Origin of the sequence: Erysipelothrix sp. HDW6B (assembly GCF_011301115.1) — a bacterium.
Taxonomy (GTDB): Bacteria; Bacillota_I; Bacilli_A; order Erysipelotrichales; family Erysipelotrichaceae; genus Erysipelothrix; species Erysipelothrix anatis.
In genome coordinates, this window is the sequence record NZ_CP049860.1 from 395,585 (window position 1) to 412,115 (window position 16,531).

At 39.0% G+C, this 16,531-nt stretch carries 20 protein-coding genes; 15 read left to right on the forward strand and 5 right to left on the reverse strand.

The genetic code is table 11. The features are described from left to right. Positions 1 to 2: 2 nt before the first annotated feature. The 5 genes from G7061_RS01815 (at position 3) to G7061_RS01835 (ending at position 4,624) form a co-directional block, all read left to right on the forward strand. A complete protein-coding gene (locus tag G7061_RS01815) occupies positions 3 to 1,022 on the forward strand; it encodes a LacI family DNA-binding transcriptional regulator (RefSeq protein WP_166118233.1) in 1,020 nt (339 codons plus the stop codon). A gap of 97 nt (positions 1,023 to 1,119) precedes the next feature. Beyond that, positions 1,120 to 2,136, forward strand: a complete 1,017-nt coding sequence (locus tag G7061_RS01820) for a LacI family DNA-binding transcriptional regulator (protein ID WP_159639694.1) — start codon at positions 1,120 to 1,122, stop codon at positions 2,134 to 2,136. Between the two features lie 126 nt (positions 2,137 to 2,262). After that, positions 2,263 to 3,030 (forward strand): inositol monophosphatase family protein, encoded by a 768-nt coding sequence (locus G7061_RS01825; protein WP_159639693.1) that lies wholly within the window; start codon positions 2,263 to 2,265, stop codon positions 3,028 to 3,030. Next, positions 3,027 to 3,797 carry an inositol monophosphatase family protein gene (locus tag G7061_RS01830; protein WP_166118236.1) on the forward strand — a complete coding sequence of 257 codons (771 nt, stop codon included), beginning with the start codon at positions 3,027 to 3,029 and terminating at the stop codon, positions 3,795 to 3,797. The genes G7061_RS01825 and G7061_RS01830 overlap by 4 nt, the downstream gene beginning before the upstream one ends. Before the next feature lie 11 nt (positions 3,798 to 3,808). After that, positions 3,809 to 4,624: an alpha/beta hydrolase gene (locus tag G7061_RS01835; protein WP_166118239.1), complete on the forward strand. Its 816-nt coding sequence runs from the start codon at positions 3,809 to 3,811 to the stop codon at positions 4,622 to 4,624. Between the two features lie 176 nt (positions 4,625 to 4,800). Here the strand turns inward: G7061_RS01835 and G7061_RS01840 are convergent, their stop codons facing one another. Genes G7061_RS01840 through G7061_RS01850 form a run of 3 tightly spaced genes read right to left on the reverse strand, consistent with a single transcriptional unit; the run spans position 4,801 to position 6,136 of the window. After that, positions 4,801 to 5,076, reverse strand: a complete 276-nt coding sequence (locus G7061_RS01840; protein WP_159639690.1) for a hypothetical protein — start codon at positions 5,074 to 5,076, stop codon at positions 4,801 to 4,803. 1 nt (position 5,077) lies between these two features. Beyond that, entirely contained in the window at positions 5,078 to 5,380 is a 303-nt protein-coding gene (locus tag G7061_RS01845) for a hypothetical protein (protein ID WP_159639689.1), read from the reverse strand. 9 nt (positions 5,381 to 5,389) lie between these two features. Beyond that, on the reverse strand, positions 5,390 to 6,136 hold the full coding sequence (locus G7061_RS01850) for an NADPH-dependent oxidoreductase (RefSeq protein WP_166118242.1): 747 nt from the start codon (positions 6,134 to 6,136) through the stop codon (positions 5,390 to 5,392). Positions 6,137 to 6,235: 99 nt separating this feature from the next. Here G7061_RS01850 and G7061_RS01855 point away from each other — a divergent pair, with 99 nt between their 5' ends. The 3 genes from G7061_RS01855 (at position 6,236) to G7061_RS01865 (ending at position 9,804) form a co-directional block, all read left to right on the forward strand. Then, positions 6,236 to 6,934 carry a DsbA family oxidoreductase gene (locus G7061_RS01855; protein WP_159639687.1) on the forward strand — a complete coding sequence of 233 codons (699 nt, stop codon included), beginning with the start codon at positions 6,236 to 6,238 and terminating at the stop codon, positions 6,932 to 6,934. 91 nt (positions 6,935 to 7,025) lie between these two features. Next, a complete protein-coding gene (locus G7061_RS01860; protein ID WP_159639686.1) occupies positions 7,026 to 8,618 on the forward strand; it encodes a hypothetical protein in 1,593 nt (530 codons plus the stop codon). A 130-nt stretch (positions 8,619 to 8,748) separates the two neighbouring features. Continuing rightward, positions 8,749 to 9,804, forward strand: a complete 1,056-nt coding sequence (locus tag G7061_RS01865; protein WP_240914432.1) for a chromate transporter — start codon at positions 8,749 to 8,751, stop codon at positions 9,802 to 9,804. A 47-nt stretch (positions 9,805 to 9,851) separates the two neighbouring features. Here the strand turns inward: G7061_RS01865 and G7061_RS01870 are convergent, their stop codons facing one another. Beyond that, positions 9,852 to 11,246: an MATE family efflux transporter gene (locus G7061_RS01870; RefSeq protein ID WP_166118248.1), complete on the reverse strand. Its 1,395-nt coding sequence runs from the start codon at positions 11,244 to 11,246 to the stop codon at positions 9,852 to 9,854. A 147-nt stretch (positions 11,247 to 11,393) separates the two neighbouring features. On the opposite strand from G7061_RS01870, the gene G7061_RS01875 reads away from it, so the two are divergent. From G7061_RS01875 to G7061_RS01895, 5 genes are all read left to right on the forward strand, one after another. Then, the gene (locus tag G7061_RS01875) at positions 11,394 to 11,936 is read left to right on the forward strand and encodes an NADPH-dependent FMN reductase (protein ID WP_159639684.1); all 543 of its coding nucleotides are present in this window, start codon (positions 11,394 to 11,396) and stop codon (positions 11,934 to 11,936) included. 93 nt (positions 11,937 to 12,029) lie between these two features. Beyond that, a complete protein-coding gene (locus G7061_RS01880; protein WP_159634263.1) occupies positions 12,030 to 12,569 on the forward strand; it encodes an NADPH-dependent FMN reductase in 540 nt (179 codons plus the stop codon). A gap of 102 nt (positions 12,570 to 12,671) precedes the next feature. Next, positions 12,672 to 12,962 carry a hypothetical protein gene (locus G7061_RS01885; protein ID WP_159634260.1) on the forward strand — a complete coding sequence of 97 codons (291 nt, stop codon included), beginning with the start codon at positions 12,672 to 12,674 and terminating at the stop codon, positions 12,960 to 12,962. Positions 12,963 to 13,157: 195 nt separating this feature from the next. After that, complete coding sequence (locus G7061_RS01890) at positions 13,158 to 13,631, forward strand: hypothetical protein (RefSeq protein ID WP_159639683.1); 474 nt, start codon at positions 13,158 to 13,160, stop codon at positions 13,629 to 13,631. A 141-nt stretch (positions 13,632 to 13,772) separates the two neighbouring features. Then, complete coding sequence (locus tag G7061_RS01895; protein WP_159639682.1) at positions 13,773 to 13,919, forward strand: hypothetical protein; 147 nt, start codon at positions 13,773 to 13,775, stop codon at positions 13,917 to 13,919. Positions 13,920 to 13,987: 68 nt separating this feature from the next. Here G7061_RS01895 and tpx read toward each other — a convergent pair whose 3' ends face one another. Then, positions 13,988 to 14,470, reverse strand: a complete 483-nt coding sequence (tpx, locus tag G7061_RS01900) for a thiol peroxidase (protein WP_159639681.1) — start codon at positions 14,468 to 14,470, stop codon at positions 13,988 to 13,990. A gap of 164 nt (positions 14,471 to 14,634) precedes the next feature. On the opposite strand from tpx, the gene G7061_RS01905 reads away from it, so the two are divergent. Next, entirely contained in the window at positions 14,635 to 15,150 is a 516-nt protein-coding gene (locus tag G7061_RS01905; RefSeq protein ID WP_166118251.1) for an HNH endonuclease, read from the forward strand. A 5-nt stretch (positions 15,151 to 15,155) separates the two neighbouring features. Further along, the gene (gene rlmD, locus G7061_RS01910; RefSeq protein WP_166118254.1) at positions 15,156 to 16,520 is read left to right on the forward strand and encodes a 23S rRNA (uracil(1939)-C(5))-methyltransferase RlmD; all 1,365 of its coding nucleotides are present in this window, start codon (positions 15,156 to 15,158) and stop codon (positions 16,518 to 16,520) included. Positions 16,521 to 16,531: the final 11 nt, after the last annotated feature.

Genomic DNA, 16,531 nt, shown 5'->3' on the forward strand with positions numbered 1-16,531 from the left:
ATATGAAATCAAATGTACGACTAACCATTAATGATATTGCGAAATTGGCCAATACTTCCAAAACGACAGTATCATTCTATTTAAATAACAAAACAGAAAAGATGAGTGATGAAACACGAGAGCGTATTCGCAAGGTCATCGAAGAAACAAACTATACACCAAACCCTGTTGCTCGGTCATTGAACTCCAAGAGTACAAAGCTTATTGGCGTTTTGATTGGGGACATTACAAACGATTTTGCGAACAAGATTGTTAAAGGGATTGATGATGTTGTTCAACAACATCATTATCAAGTTCTCATTGGAAATACTAACTATAACCATGAAACAGAAGTTGACTATGTATCAAGGATGCTCGAAATGGGTGTTGATGGATTCATCGTTCAACCAACCGTGCTGTTTGGTGATTTAATTGAAAAAATCCATAAAAGTGGAAAATTTCTTGTGTTCATTGACTCTCAAGTTGAGACCTTAAATCTTAATGTTATCAAAGCCAACCATAAAGAAGCAGTCTACGACACAACCAAAATGCTTGCTACGATGGGGTACGAATCATTTGTTATGATAACTGCTAATCCGAAAATTCTAAGTACCCGGATTGAACGGGTAGAAGGGTTTACGGAGGCGGTTCAAGAGCTGAATGTCGATCATCAAATCCATATCATTGAAGAGGCCGAATATAACCAAGATAAGTTAGAAATGGTCATAAAAAAATCCGTAGATACACGTAAAAAGACCCTAATATTTGTTGCGAACTACTGGCTCCTTCCAGAAGTATTTTTAGTGGCGCGTGCCTTAGAATTACCACTTGCTCAAAATGTTGGATTAATCGGATTTGATAACACAGAATGGACAGAATATGCAACACCATCCATCACAACAATCGTGCAACCTGCCTATAAAGAAGGGCGTCGTGCTGCTGATTTGCTGATCGCATCAATTGAAAATAATACTCGGGGTCGAGAGCATACGACCCTACAATGTACCGTAAATTGGCAAGATTCTACAAAAATATGTGACTAAATGTACAAATATCGTGCATTAGAAGACATCAACTTGTTTCTCCCTTTTTGAAACATTATAATTAAGCTAACTTATGTTTTATGGGAGGTGCCTATTTATGGCTAAAAAGCCAAAAGTTACCATTAATGATATTGCACGCTTAGCACAAACATCTAAGACAACCGTCTCCTTTTACTTAAACGGCAAGTTTGACAAAATGAGTGCAGAAACAAAAGACCGTATTGCCACGGTTATCGAAGAACAACAATACCGACCAAGTGTCGCAGCGCGATCATTGAATGCTAAAAGTATGAAGCTCATTGGTGTTTTAATTGGAGATATCACCAATGATTTCGCAAACCAAATCGTCAAAGGAATTGACGAGATTGCGAAAACTCACAACTACCAACTTATTGTGGGTAATTCAAATTATACCTTTGAGAGTGAATCGGATTATATTGATCGGATGTTGTCGATGGGTGTTGACGGTTTTATTGTGCAACCAACCATCCAATTTAAAGCTTTGATTCCTAAAATTAGAGCTAATGGTAAATCGTTAGTATTTATCGATTCGCAAACAGATATGGAAAGCAATGCATGGGTTAAAACGAATAATTATGAGGCAGTGCTCGAAACAACATTTGAACTAGTGGACAAAGGTTACAATGATTTTATCCTTCTTACAGCTGATCCCAGCGTCCTCAGTACCAGAATGGAACGCAGTCGCGGTTTTACCGACGCGCTGACAATTCGAGAGCAACGCCACCGTACTCATATCGTCGATTACGATATGAGCGCTGAAGTCATTGAAACATCACTCAATGATATGATTGATCCCAATCGCAAAACATTAATTTTTGCAGCAAACTGTTGGTTGCTTGGAAATGTCTTCATGGCAGTGAAAGCACAAAGTGAAAAAATTCCAGAACAAATTGGATTGCTCGGATTTGATAATTTAGAGTGGACCAAATTTGCGTCGCCAACGGTCACAACCATCGTACAACCATCCTACGAGGAAGGAAAAGTTGCGGCATCAATTTTAATTGACAAAATTGAAGGCAAAAATGAAATGGTTCCGACCCAAATTCTCAAGTGTGATGTCAATTGGGAAGAATCAACCCAACTTAAATCATAATTTGTAACGAGATGCATCAATGCCATGATGGATCTCGTTTTTTTATGAAATGATATTTTGTGGATTTATGGTATTGCCTAAAATATCACATGATTGGTGGTATAATAATCCTACGGAGGTTCGTTTATGCAAGAAAATGTAAAATTCGCAATAGATGTCGTTTATGAGGCAGGTAAACGAATACGCCATATGATGCAAGAAGACATAAAAGTCGAAGAAAAAACGTCAAAGAGTGATCTTGTCACCAATGTGGATAAACAAACAGAAGCATTTATCGTTTCAAAGATTCAGGAGCGGTACGAAGGCCAAAACTTTTTAACAGAAGAATCAACAGTCGATATGCATGGCTCTGATCATTTGTGGATAATTGACCCAATCGATGGAACCACTAATTTTATTTATCAGAAACAGCATTTCTCAATCTCGGTCGCACATTACCATCAAGGGGCACCTATTTTTGGAATTGTTTACAATGTGATGGCAGATGAGATGTTTGTGGGTATATCGGGGGTTGGGTCGTTCTTGAATGGAGAGCGATTACCACAACTGAATCAAGACCAATTGCTTTCAGATTCTGTAATTTTCGGGGATGTATACCGTCCAGACTTCTTTAAATTAAGTCCAGCAGAATTAAAGAAAGAGTTCATTACACACCGTTTCTACGGTTCAGGTGCGATTGAAATTGCTGAAGTTGGCGCCGGTCGGGCCCAAGCTTATGTCTTTCCTAAAATTAAGACATGGGATATCGCCGCCGCATTGATAATTCTAAAAGAAGCTGGGGGAACCTGGTATTTCGGAGGTGAGATTGATCATCTGCCGATAGATAAAAATCCTAAAGTTATTATTGCTGCAAGCAATCAACATGTACGAGATAGATTGGTGAGTTTTTTATGATAGAAGTTCCAGAAACAAAATTAGAATTTACAAAAGAACTCGTTCGCGATACCGGACGTTTAATACAAAGTCTGATGTCTCAAAATTTGAACATTGATACAAAGCAGAATGCCCATGATTTTGTAACCAATGTAGATAAACAAGCAGAAGAGTTTATGGTTGCAGCAATTCAAGCGATGTATCCAGATCAAGGCTTTATTACAGAAGAAAAAATGATTGATAATGAAGTGAAACACGATATGTGGATTATCGATCCAATTGACGGAACCACAAACTTCATTTTCCAAAAACGAAATTTCGCAATTTCAGTAGGCTATTATGAGGATGGTCAACCACAATTTGGCATTGTCTATGATGTCGTGGGTGATGAGATGTATGTGGGCATCACAGGTGAAGGTGCATATCTCAATGAGCAACAGCTTGAGCCTTTGGATCCTAAGGTCGTCCTTAAAGACGCTATTGTGAATGCAGATAATCGAATGTTCAAAACTTTTAAAGTAGATTTGGATGAACACATTATGGTTCAACGTTATCTGGGTTCTGCAGCGCTTGAGATTATAGCAGTTGCTGCAGGGCGAACCAATTCTTATATGAGCCGTCGCTTAAAACCATGGGATATTGCCGCGGCTGTAATTATTCTTAAAGAAGTTGGTGGCACATGGTACTTTGGTGAACATCATGATGCAATTGCTTATGCCGATAAACATGAAGTATTCATGAGTGGAAGCAATGCAACAATTCTTGAATCACTCATTGCACTTCGCTAGGAGGTTAGTATATGTATTTAAAATTAGACAACACAGTAAGCCTATGGTATCAAGTTGACGCCGTTGCAAATGCAAAAGCAGTGGTTGTTATTAATCATGGGTTTGCGGAGCATACGGGCCGTTACGACTACGTAACGCACCGTCTTAACAATGCAGGGTATAGTGTTTACCGTTATGATCTTCGCGGTCATGGGCGTACTCTTGGACCTAAAGGAGATTTGGATTCATACCGAGATTTCATTAATGATGCAGATCGAATTGTTGGTATTGCACGTACAGAAAATCCTGACTTACCGATATTCATGCTTGGACATAGTATGGGTGGCTTAGTTACTGCAATGTACGGAATTACACATCCCGATACACTTCGAGGTCAAATTTTTTCCGGTCCTGCAGTGAATACGTTACCGAAAGCGGAGGGTATCAATAATTATATTCTTAAGATGGCAGGAACACTGTTCCCCAAACTTAAGATAGCAAATCCGGTCGAAGATGATGTTTGTTCAGTGCCAGAAGTTGTTGAAGCATATAAAAATGATCCGATGGTCTTGAAAAAAGCAACGACCCGTTTCTTGAAAGAATTCTTGATTGAAGCACCTAGCTTTGTTCGGATGAATATTCATACTTATTCGTATCCTATGTTTTTAGCACACGGTGAAGCGGATAAAATTGTTCCCGTTGCTGTTGGGGATTATTTATTCCAAAACATTGCGTCTGAGGATAAAACCCAAAAGATCTACCCGAACTTGTATCACGAAATTTTAAACGAAAATGAGAAAGATACCATCTTAGATGATATGATTCTATGGATGGATAAACATCTATAAGCAAAATATTGAAAAGGACCCACAAATCGTGGGTTCTTTTTTTGACAATGATTCGCAGGTGTATGCTATTAGCTGAGTCACATTGCTCATGACTTTGTTAGTCTATGAGATACAATGCGGACAGCAACGTCGATTTGAATAAAAAATCCCTCAGATGAATACACCTGAGGGATTGTCTATAACTTGTAATGCTTGCGCACAATATAGCGTGTAAGAAGCATGATAAGTGTAGGAATGTTTGCCATAAAAAAGGCAGAGAGTGCAAATGTGAGCACCACTTCAAGTGGGCCACCAAATGTAATGAAAATCATGAACACACTTACAATAATAGCAGAAATGAAAAACAATAATGGCAACATTAAACTGTACCGTCCATTGTCTTCCTTCGCTAACTTGGTTTGAAGAAATATTGCGGCACCCATAACGAGTACACTGAGAATTGGAATAAGCATCTTATGATTTTCTCACTTTCACGACGAGCATATGGATTCCCAAGAGAATTAATGAGGGAATATTTGTGATGAGGAATAGTTTGACCAAATCAAAATACTGGAAATTAGCCCGATCTGCAGTGGACATAGAAGGTAGTACAAGCGTTAAGACTAAGAGAATCCAAAACAAGCTCATCGACGTAATTATGCCAGGAAGAATATACCCCATCTTAGGATTTGTGCCTTTTGACAATAACACTTGGATCCAGATTAAGAACGCTACCGCACCTACGGGAATTAAAATATCTTTTACGATTGTAATCATAGACAGCTCCTAGTATTTCAACAATTTCTGTTTATTGAGAACTTCCAGGTTCTTCATACGATTGGGACCCTTAACATTCATGCGTGCAGTCATTTGGTTGGTAAAGGAATCAACCCGAGTATTGCTATTGCGTAAGTCATAGTATGTAGTTACTACAGCATCATAATCTTTCAATGCATCGTGGTAATTCTCGAATTTAGTATAGCTGTTTTCAAAGTGCATGAAGGATTCAGGGAGTTTTGGTTTAAGTTGTGGTTGTTGATCTGGTTCGCCAATCGCAATTCCTAAAAGGGGGAAAGTATACTCAGGAAGGTTCAACAAATCGATCATTGTTTGAGCATCGTTTTGGATACTTCCAAGGTAAACAGTACCCAAGTCGAGGCTCTCGGCAGCAGTTACAATGTTTTGTGCCATTAATCCACAATCCATCGCTGCTCCTAAGAACCGATCAGTACTACCTAAGACTTCTGTATCCGTATGTGCTTCTGTAGCAATTGCGTGGTTTCGATACATGTCTAAGACAACGATGAATAAGTGCGAAGCTTGCGCAACATACGGTTGTTTACAAACACGTGCAATCTCATCTTTTAGGTTCGCATCAGTCACACTAATCAATGTTGCTGATTGCGAGAAACTACTCGTCGCCGTGTGACGTGCAACCTCAACAAGCGTATCAATTATTTCATGGGAAATAGGAGTATCTTTGAATGCACGAATTGAGCGATGTGATAATTGTTTTTGGATAGTTGAATTCATAAGTTGAAGCCTCTTTTCTATAGGGATTATATCATAGATAAGAGCATAAGGTTTTTAATCAAAATTAAAAAGTCGTACAATATCACCGAGGTGAAAACTATGAAAATACAAGTATGGTCAGATTTCCGATGCCCATTTTGCTACATTGGGAAAAAACATTTAGAAGAAGCAATTCAAAAATCAGGTCGTGATGTCCAAATTGAAATGATGAGTTTCGAATTGGATCCAGACCACACGCCAAGTGCGCATGAATCAATGGCAGAACATTTAGCTCACAAATATGGTATTAGTGTCGCTGAAGCTGAAGAGAATAACGCACGTGTTGTCTCTATGGCAAAATCCGCCGGCTTAAACTATGATTTTGACCGGCTAATTGATGTGAATACATTTGTTGCTCACAAAGTATTCCAACTCGCAAAATTAAAAGGTGTTGGAAATGAGTTTGTGGAAGTTGCAATGTCAGGTCATTTCGAAAGTGGAAAAGATCTATCAGATCTTGAGACATTAATTGCGATGGGAGAGTCTGTTGGACTTGAACGCATTGCGATTGAAAACGCAGTAAATTCCGATGATTTCGCAATTTCTGTGCGCCAAGAAGAACAGTTTGCTCAAATGGTTGGAGCAAAAGGTGTTCCACATTTTGTGTTTGACAATAAAGTATCGTTATCAGGAGCTCAACCTGTCGATACATTTATGCAAGCAATGGACTATGTGGATAACTTAGAACCTACCGTTGAAGCAATGGATACATCCAATAATGATGATGTTTCATGCACTGATGGTTCTTGCACAATTTAAATGATAAAATGCATCACTTCGGTGGTGCTTTTTTTATGAAATCAATTTTTTACGGCAATTTCGTGGTAAAATTGTCATATTTGGAGGGTTTATGGATAAAAAAGATAAAATTAAATGGATAAGTGTTGTACTCCTCGCATTTGTCGCAATCGACTTATGGAATGGAAACACGTACCATTACACAAATGTTGCATCAATGCTCTATTTAGCATTTGTTATTTTGGTCATTTTAGGAATACTCTTTCTTGACCGACAAAATTATAAGAAGTTCACTACGTCTTTTAGTGTTATTGCAATTGGATTCGTTGTTGTCTTTATCATTGGAGGCTTGATGTCATCCAAAATATTTAATGCGAAGTCATATGCGAATGTTATTGGGCCGGTTAAACAAGTAGAATTTGCGGACTTATACAGCAGTGACCATCAAATCGAAATGTCATATGTTGATAAAGAGTCAGCGATTCTTGCAGCTGAAAAGAAAGTCGGTGAATTGTCGGATCTATCATCCCGATTTGAATTGGATGTAGCTGAGTTCTCTCAGATTAATTATCAAGGCGAAATGGTTCGAATAGCACCATTCCAGTATACTGATATCTTTAAAGAGTACTTAAATTTTGGTGCAGGTGTACCGTACTATGTTATTGTGAATACCGGTGAAGGCAATCTCAATGCTCAAGCTGAAATCGTAACGTTGGATGAGCCGATGAAGTATTACCCAGGAGCACCGCTTCAATATGACCTGCACCGTCATGTAGCGATGCGTCATAAGTTTAGCTACATTGATGACTGGTTCTTCGAAATTGATGATGCAGGACATCCATTTTGGGTGGTCCAAGGAATTACGAAACGAGTGGGTCTTTGGGGTGCCAAAGACATGAATAATTTAATTGTCGTGGATGCTGTTACTGGCGAAACCACAAACTATGGTCTCGATGAAATTCCCGAGTGGGTCGATTCGGTGTATCCAACGGATATGTTGATGGATCAAGCCAAGTCACACTACACACTTAAGGGCGGTTATTTCAATTCGATTTTCCAACAACAAGGGGTGATGGCTGTCGACAGCGATGAAGGTGCCTACAACTATGTTTCAATTGATGATGAAATTTATATTTTTGCAGGAATTCGTCCAATCAAACTGGATTCATCGTCTACAACTGGCTTGTTGTTCATGAATCGTCGAACCGGTGAAGCGATGGAATTGTCGCTTCCAGGTGTGTCATTAACCAGTGCTCAAGATACAGCTGTTGGATCAATTCAGGAAAAAGGATATGTTCCAACGACACCAACGCTTCAAAACGTCGGTGGATTCCCTACGTATGTCATGTCACTTAAAGATCAATCGGGTGTGGTTCGTGGGCTAGCCTATGTCAATTACCAAGATTATACCAAATCGGCTGTGGGTGATACGCCAGCACAAACGGAGAAGGTTTACCTAAGTGTCATGGGTTCACAAACAGGATTAGTGCCAAGTGATGTGGAAACAATCACGGGTACACTGACGGATGTTCGTCAAGTTATGATTGATGGTAATACACACTATTTATTTAAGGTTGAAGGAAAAGATACAATCTATCAAGCAAGTTTAATCCTTGATGATCGTCTTGCATTTATGAATGCTGGAACAACCATTACGTTCGAAGCAACTCAAACAAAAGTTACAAAAGTTATATCACTACAATAATTGCAAACAGTGTCCAATAAGGGCACTGTTTTTGGGTTTGCTAAGTTTACACAATCTTAATGCATGCTTGTTGGATTGCAAACATTATGTTGATAAACTGTAGACTATTGGAGGACTGTCTGTGAAATCGATGAGTTTGTTGTTTTTAAAATTGGGAATCGTGGCGTTTGGTGGACCCGCAGCACATACAGCCATGCTCGAAACAGAGGTTGTAGCAAAGCGGAATTGGCTCAGTGCCGACTCATTTCTTGAATTAATGTCGATTACGAATCTTATACCGGGGCCTAATTCAAGTGAGTTGGTGATGGCGATTGGTTATCGACGCTATGGCATGAAGGGACTCTTTGTAGCCGGTATATCATTTTTACTCCCTGCTATGATGATGGTTATTGCAATAACGGTGTCACTATCATGGTTTGATTTTAATTTACTGACCAATATTGGTGTAGCCCTCACGCCTGTAATTGCGATTATAATCTTAAAAGCATTGCTAAATCTAATTAAAAAACAAGATCTGGATGTCAAAGGAATTACGATACTTGTCGCTGCATTGATTTTAAAATATTTTAATGTTGATGAGTTTTTAATCATAGGTTTTGGAGCTCTAATGTTTAGTATATGGAATCATCTTGGCACCAAGCTATACAGTGTGGAACCGTTCAGTCTGGGCATGTTAACCTTGGCTTTCTTAAAAATAGGGGCAACATTGTACGGGAGTGGCTATGTCCTTTTGTCATATTTAGAAACTACATTTGTACACCAATTGGGATGGCTCACCTACCCCCAAATAATCCAAGCTTTCACAATCGGTGAATTAACTCCCGGTCCGGTCTTCACAACTGCAACTTCAGTTGGAACAATGTTAGGTGGGATTCCTGGTGGTATTCTTGCCACATTGGGCATCTTTGCGCCATCATTTTTACTTATGATACTGGTCATGCCAATAAGCCATCGCCTACTCGCGAACGTTTGGATCAAACAAGCACTCAAAGGAATTGCTTTTGCCTCCTTGGGTTTAATGTTCTACGTTGCTTTAACCCTCGTATCTCAAAGTATGGGTTCAGTGTCACTCATCATTATTTTTATAGTGAGTGCCATTGCTGTCTTGAGGTTCAAAGTGAATACATTATATCTCATCATTGGTATGCCATTTTTATATAGTATGCTTCAATTAATCGGTGGATAACAAAAAAAGTAGCATGATCGCTACTTTTTTATTGATTAAGGTTATGACTAGAGGCCCATTTCCAATTGGGCTTCCTCACGTACTTCTTCAGCAGCAAGGTTCGTGAGCCATTTTTCTTTGCTTACAAAACGATACGCGATGAACATCTTGAAGATATCGGTTGATTGGCCAACAAGGTAGAGTCCAATAATACCAAGACTTGTAAAATGTGTTGCAAGTCCGACAGCTACTAAATTAACAGTCCACATGTAACCAGAATCGAGCATGAGTGTCGAGCGTGTGTCGCCACCTGCACGAAGGATAAAGTAACAGGTTGTGTTCATAACATAAATACTAAATAACGGTGCTTGAATGCGTAGGAATGACTGCGCAGTCCACATTGCATTATCAGACACTGAATAGATATGGGGGATAATAAATGTTGATAACATTAATAAGGTACCAAACACAATACTTAGAACAACGCCGAAGCCCATGAGATGGTAGCCGTTTTCACGTGCTTCATCCAAACGGTTAGCACCAAGTGCTTGTGATACGAGAATTGTTGTCGCAACTGACATTCCTGCGTTCATCGTAAAGAACATATCAGAAACGGTTGTTGCAATCGAGTATCCAGATATAACGTCTGCACCACGTGTTGCATAGAATTTGAGCAAGAGTGCCATTCCACTAGCCCATAAAACCTCGTTAAGTGCGAGGGGTAATGCTTTTTCAACAATTCGTTTAACAAGCGTTTTAGAAATTTGAAATAATTCGCGAATTCGAGTTTTAAATGCATAGCTTCCCGTAGCTAAGAAATAACCGATAAACGCTAATTCAACAATACGTGCAATGAGTGTCCCTAAAGCACCCCCAGCAACGCCCAATGCTGGAAAACCCATGTTTCCATAGATAAATCCATAGTTGAAGAATGCATTGGTAAACATTGAAATCACACTTGCAACTAAAGGTGTTCTTGAGTCACCGGTAGCACGCATCGAGCCTGCAATTGCTAATGTAATCATATTTGGAATAAAAGTCAGTGCAGCAATATAGATATAGCTGAGACCTTCTTGGATGACCAAATCATCCTTAACAAAAAATCTTATAATATTCTCAGGGAATAGTAATGCAATAACCACAAAAGTTGTCATGATAACACTGGAGGCGATCAACACAAACCGGAAGGTTTGTTGCATATGTTTCTTATCATCTGCGCCATAGAATTGCGCCATAAATACTGACGCGGCAGCAATCACTCCATTTGTTCCAAAAACTGCAATCATAAAGTAACGGTTAACCGTTGCAACACCTGCTAAAGAGTGATCTCCCAGTTGTCCAATCATAAGATTATCCAAGAGGTTTACAGATGTACTGATGAGTTGTTGAAGCATCAAAGGAACTGCAATCCAAAGCGCTTTTTTGAAGAAATCACGATCGCCAAAAAACTTACTTAAAACCATGGCAATTTCTCCTCCTTAAACCACTACGATAATATTATAGAAATTGCTGTCAATAAGCAATTCAAACGCGATTAAATATATTTAATACGGGTCATAAATAATGCAATTATCAATTTATTCGTTATAATAATTGGCAGGAGGCTAGAAATGATAAATCTGAAAATTATGGTTGGTTCAATCAGTGAGAAGAATAGCAGTAAGAGTTTCGCACATCATATTCAAAAACGATATGCAGACACACTTCAAGTTACGATTATTGATTTGGACTTACCTTTGTACAATGGTGATGTCGATAACGACGCAAAACGTCCTGAAAAAATCCAAGCATTTTACAAAGAGTTGGAAAGTGCTGACGCATTCATGATGATTACACCAGAGTACAATAACTCCGTTTCAGGTGTGCTTAAAAATGCCATTGATTGGGCAAGTCGTTCTCCACATTTCCCGGAAAAAGTGGGTTTGATTGCGACGACATCAATGGGAATGACAGGTGGTGCACGGGCTTACACCCATTTGCACGAAATACTCCAACGCATTCCAATGCATTTGTTACCAGGAAATGAGATCTTGGTATCACGCATACACCAAAAAATTAATGATGAGGGAGTCTTAACGGATCAAGAAACAATTGAACTTGTAGATAGCGTTATAGATGCCTTTATCGCACATTATCATATGGTCAAAGCATAAGATGCCAGCGAAAGCTGGCTTTTTCATAAAAGCATAAATAAAGACAACATTCATAGGCATGGTATAATGTAAATGAATTGAAGGAGGCATAATATGATTAAAGTAGCAATGTTAGTAGGAAGTTTGCGAAAGGATTCATCGTCGCTTAAACTTGGAAAGTATATTCAAAATGCGCATCGCGATAAATTTGATATCGAGATTGTAGATATTAATTTACCGCATTATAATGGCGACTTTGATACTCCTGATACCCGTCCAGAAGCAGTGACGGAATTCTTGGAAACAATGAAAAATGCTGATGCTGTATTCTTTATTACACCAGAATACAACAACTCAACCTCTGGTGTTTTAAAAAATGCCATTGACTGGGCAAGTCGTTCCCCCTATTTAGCGAACAAACCTGGTTTGATTGCAGCGCAATCAATGGGGATGACCGGCGGTGCACGTGGATTCTTAAGTTTACATAGTATTTTGAATCGTTTACCAATGCGTATTCTTCCAGGTAACGACATTCTGTTGGCTGCATCACATACAAAATTTGATGAGAATGGCAACTTGAATGACGAAGGAACCGTAAAGTTTATCAACATGGTTATGGATAACTTTGTTGAATACTATAATAAAGTTAAGTAGTTTGAAAAAAAGATCAGCAAATGCTGGTCTTTTTTTTTAGGTTTAATGCAAAGTTTGACGTACTTAGTTATGAGAACTTAATCTCAAGAAAGGTTTGATTTAATGGAACTTGCTTTACCTCAGCACTATACAATGTTGAATGAGATAGAATCACAAGAGGTGAACGGAGGAAGTTGGGAACGTGCAGCATTGTATGGCGCAGTGATTGCTGGATCGGTTGCTATTGGAGCCGCCCTTGTTTATGGACAATATTGGCTTGCGGCGAGAATGTTAGGACACTCCGTTCGGTATGTTGTTCGCAAACATGGAATTAATGCCGTAATGCGTGTTATCGCAGCAGCTAGTGGTGTTTCAATGGGGGTCGCGTGGAAGTTTCTCGACTACATCACCTAAATGACTTTGCAATTTTAGTCGCTCAAGTTGCAGTGTATACAATTTTGAGTGTTCTGGCTATCTTAATTAATTGGGTACACTATCAAGAAGGCCATTGCTTTGGGTTATCGTTGTTTGGATCAATACAGATATACATCTTTTGGGTGCATAGCTTAATTCGTTTAGTTCGTTTTCCGAAAAAGGTTGTGTTCCAACATGATTGAACAGAAACTGCCACTCCATTATCCTGCGCGTCTTAGCCTTAAAAGTGGCATCAAAGAAACACACTTAGGTTTAGATGTGAATGACCTTCAAGGTGTCATATACCGTTTTCTAAGTCGGTTAAAGGCATTGAAGGTGGTTGTAGATGGTCCATTGTGGGTCAAATCATGTGGTAACGTTTCTGCAGAAAATGACACAGTATATATGGACTACGTTTTTTATGTAGAAACAACGATGGCAACAGCTTTTAAATCCCAATTTCAACAATTTGAAAAATTTGAAGTTTCACCGTGTGTACAGGTTGACTATGTCGGTTCGGTTGATACGTCACATTTAGCGCAAAGTAAGATGGATGTGTTTAGTTTTGAACGCAAACTTATGGAAAGTGGAGACATGTATACCGCAATTCATTTTGATGATGGGAAATACATCAAAGCGACCTACTTTAGAAAAATCTATGTGCAGTAAGAGGACGAGCGATCGTTCTTTTTGTTGCAAAGTAAGAAATAGGCCTTTTCAATGACGTTTTGATCCAAGATATGGACAAGTTAAACCGAATCTCATCTTCTTCAGGTTTGCTTTCATATAATAGAATGAGGAGGATTTGATATGGAAGCAGTGATTTTTGGAGCAGTCTTTGGCATTATCGTTACCGTTATTAGTTACTTAGTTAAGATTGAACGTGACCTTCAGAAGGTTCGCAAAGAACTGAGTGACCTGAGACAGCAGATTCAAGTAAAAACAATTACAGAATAAATATGAGTTTATTATAAAAAAAGCGTGAACCACATATGTTCACGCCTTCTTAATATTTAGAAATACGTCTAGTTTAATGCAGCAATTGCGGCATCGTAATTTGGCTCAGTTGCCATATCTGGGACAATTTCGACATATGTAATAGTTCCTGTTTCGTCAAAGACGAAAATTGATCGTGCTAAGACATTAAATTCAGGCATGAAGAGTCCGTATGCTTTCGCAAATTCAAGATTTGCATCACTTAGCATTTCAGCTTCAATTCCTTCAGTTGCGCACCAACCACCGAGTTGATCGATTGTATTGTTTGAGATATTCACGATATTAACGTTTGGTAGATCTTTCGCAATTTGGAAGAAACGGCGCGTTTGTAAATCGCAGACACGCGTATTGATATCTGGGAAAACCGAAACAATAGTTTTCTTCCCTTTTAGAGTATCGACAGTAACTGTTTGACCATTGAGGTTAGTTAGTGCAAATGCGGGAGCAGTATCACCAACTTTTGGTTGAACCCCTTCAATTGTTGTTGGGACGCCTTTACGAGTAATTTCCATATTTAATCACAACTCCTTTTCTAGTTTCATTATACGTTGAAAAGGGGACTGCCTCAAAGCATATACATTAATCTTTTCGCTTTCGCTCGATCATTTTTCCACAAAGTTTAATGAATGAACGATTGGGTTCATTATTTGCTATAATGAAAACAGTGAGGCACATTATGACAAAACGTATTAAAACAACGAAGCAACAAATCGTAGACTACTGGGAAACACAGATAGATTTTTCGGATACAAATGTAAGCTTGAAACAAGCCACAACTCATTGCTGGCGCTGTGGTGTAAAGCGACGTCTGGACCGCTGTCATATTCTTGCTCATGCGTTAGGTGGCTCGGATAGTCCCGAAAATTTTGTCTTACTGTGTAAGTTTTGTCATATCGATAATCCCAACATTGACGATAGCACAATCGTTTGGGATTGGATCAAGGCGTACAAATTGCCAGATGGTGTTGATTTTTGGTACCACCAAGGCCAACGTGAATTTACGTTCATTTATGGAAGTAGTTTGGATGCCATGCTTGAAACCAAAGGCTACTTTGATCGTGACGAATTTGATCTTGCATTTAAACACCAATTGACCTTAATGACGCACCATTTTGGACAACCACGCTATAACCGTGCGACTGTTGCGGGTGCTATAAAGCGAGCGCTCGATTCTCTTGAGAATAGAAGGTGAAATTTATGATTAAATTAAAAAAGAACGATACATATGATGTGGAAATTATCGACATCACTCACGAAGGTTTTGGTGTTGCGAAAATAGAAGGGTTCCCCATATTCATTGAAAATACGCTACCTGGTGAAAAAGTAAAGATGAGTGTGACGAAAGTACTCAAGAAATTTGCATATGGTCGCGTTATTAATTTCTATGAAACGTCAAAACATCGTGTCGAGATTACTGATAAAGTAGGGACTCGAATTGGTACAATGCCCCTGCAGCATATGTCTTATGAATATCAACTTGAATTTAAGCGTAAGCTTGTGCATGACGCGTTGTCGAAAATGGTTGATATTTCGCATCTTGAAGTAAAACCAACGCTTGGGATGGAGAATCCTTGGGGATATCGCAATAAAGCACAAATACCGGTTCGTGAAATTGATGGAATCCTTGAAACAGGATTTTTCAAACGCAGGTCTCACGATTTGATCCCAATTGAAAATTTCCATATTCAAGATCCGAAAATTGATGAGGCAATTGTTACAGTACGTGATATTCTTCGTAAACATAAGAGTGTCGCTTACAATGAGGAAGCACACACAGGTCTCATCCGTCATGTTATTGTCAGACGTGGACAAATAACGAACGATATGATGATTGTTTTGGTAACAAATGGTCGCGAGTTTCCCCAAGGGGAAGCAATAGTTCGAGATATTGTAGAAAATATTGATAATGTTGTAAGCGTGGTCCAAAACGTAAACGATCAAAAAACAAATACGATTATGGGGCGTGAAAATAATGTTCTCTACGGTAATGATTTTTATACTGATAAATTGATGGGAAAAACCTTTAGTATTTCATCACAGTCTTTTTATCAGGTTAATTCAAAACAAACGGAAGTCCTCTACCAAACTGCAATTGAACTTGCGAATGTAAGCAAAAAAGATAATGTGATTGACGCCTATTGCGGAATTGGATCAATCTCGCTCAATCTTGCGGACCACGCGAAGCATGTTTATGCTGTAGAAATCGTTCCCGACGCAATTGTAATGGCTAAGTTTAATGCGATGGAGAATGGCATTGATAATGTTGATTTTGAAGTTGGAAAAGCAGAAGATGTCATGCTACAGTGGGTTGCCGATGGCTTAAACATTGATGTGTTAGTTGTTGATCCACCGCGAAAAGGCTTGGACGACCAGTTCATTCAAGCATCCATAAAATCAAATCCAGAGCGAATTGTATATGTAAGCTGCAATCCTGCGACACTTGCACGTGACCTCGTGAGTTATACGAATGCAGGATATAAGCTAGTAGAGGTGCAACCCGTGGATATGTTTCCGCAAACGGTGCACGTGGAAACGGTGGTATTGCTTACGAAAAAGAAATAAAGTAGCGCTTT

Coding starts and splice junctions, on each gene's coding strand:
- G7061_RS01855 (WP_159639687.1), top strand. CDS start 6,236: ATGAAAATACAAGTATGGTCAGATTTCCGATGCCCATTTTGCTACATT.
- G7061_RS01825 (WP_159639693.1), top strand. CDS start 2,263: ATGCAAGAAAATGTAAAATTCGCAATAGATGTCGTTTATGAGGCAGGT.
- G7061_RS01870 (WP_166118248.1), bottom strand. CDS start 11,246: ATGGTTTTAAGTAAGTTTTTTGGCGATCGTGATTTCTTCAAAAAAGCG.
- rlmD (WP_166118254.1), top strand. CDS start 15,156: ATGATTAAATTAAAAAAGAACGATACATATGATGTGGAAATTATCGAC.
- G7061_RS01890 (WP_159639683.1), top strand. CDS start 13,158: ATGATTGAACAGAAACTGCCACTCCATTATCCTGCGCGTCTTAGCCTT.
- G7061_RS01830 (WP_166118236.1), top strand. CDS start 3,027: ATGATAGAAGTTCCAGAAACAAAATTAGAATTTACAAAAGAACTCGTT.
- G7061_RS01880 (WP_159634263.1), top strand. CDS start 12,030: ATGATTAAAGTAGCAATGTTAGTAGGAAGTTTGCGAAAGGATTCATCG.
- G7061_RS01820 (WP_159639694.1), top strand. CDS start 1,120: ATGGCTAAAAAGCCAAAAGTTACCATTAATGATATTGCACGCTTAGCA.
- G7061_RS01895 (WP_159639682.1), top strand. CDS start 13,773: ATGGAAGCAGTGATTTTTGGAGCAGTCTTTGGCATTATCGTTACCGTT.
- tpx (WP_159639681.1), bottom strand. CDS start 14,470: ATGGAAATTACTCGTAAAGGCGTCCCAACAACAATTGAAGGGGTTCAA.
- G7061_RS01815 (WP_166118233.1), top strand. CDS start 3: ATGAAATCAAATGTACGACTAACCATTAATGATATTGCGAAATTGGCC.
- G7061_RS01865 (WP_240914432.1), top strand. CDS start 8,749: ATGAGTTTGTTGTTTTTAAAATTGGGAATCGTGGCGTTTGGTGGACCC.
- G7061_RS01860 (WP_159639686.1), top strand. CDS start 7,026: ATGGATAAAAAAGATAAAATTAAATGGATAAGTGTTGTACTCCTCGCA.
- G7061_RS01875 (WP_159639684.1), top strand. CDS start 11,394: ATGATAAATCTGAAAATTATGGTTGGTTCAATCAGTGAGAAGAATAGC.
- G7061_RS01845 (WP_159639689.1), bottom strand. CDS start 5,380: ATGATTACAATCGTAAAAGATATTTTAATTCCCGTAGGTGCGGTAGCG.
- G7061_RS01885 (WP_159634260.1), top strand. CDS start 12,672: ATGGAACTTGCTTTACCTCAGCACTATACAATGTTGAATGAGATAGAA.
- G7061_RS01835 (WP_166118239.1), top strand. CDS start 3,809: ATGTATTTAAAATTAGACAACACAGTAAGCCTATGGTATCAAGTTGAC.
- G7061_RS01850 (WP_166118242.1), bottom strand. CDS start 6,136: ATGAATTCAACTATCCAAAAACAATTATCACATCGCTCAATTCGTGCA.
- G7061_RS01905 (WP_166118251.1), top strand. CDS start 14,635: ATGACAAAACGTATTAAAACAACGAAGCAACAAATCGTAGACTACTGG.
- G7061_RS01840 (WP_159639690.1), bottom strand. CDS start 5,076: ATGCTTATTCCAATTCTCAGTGTACTCGTTATGGGTGCCGCAATATTT.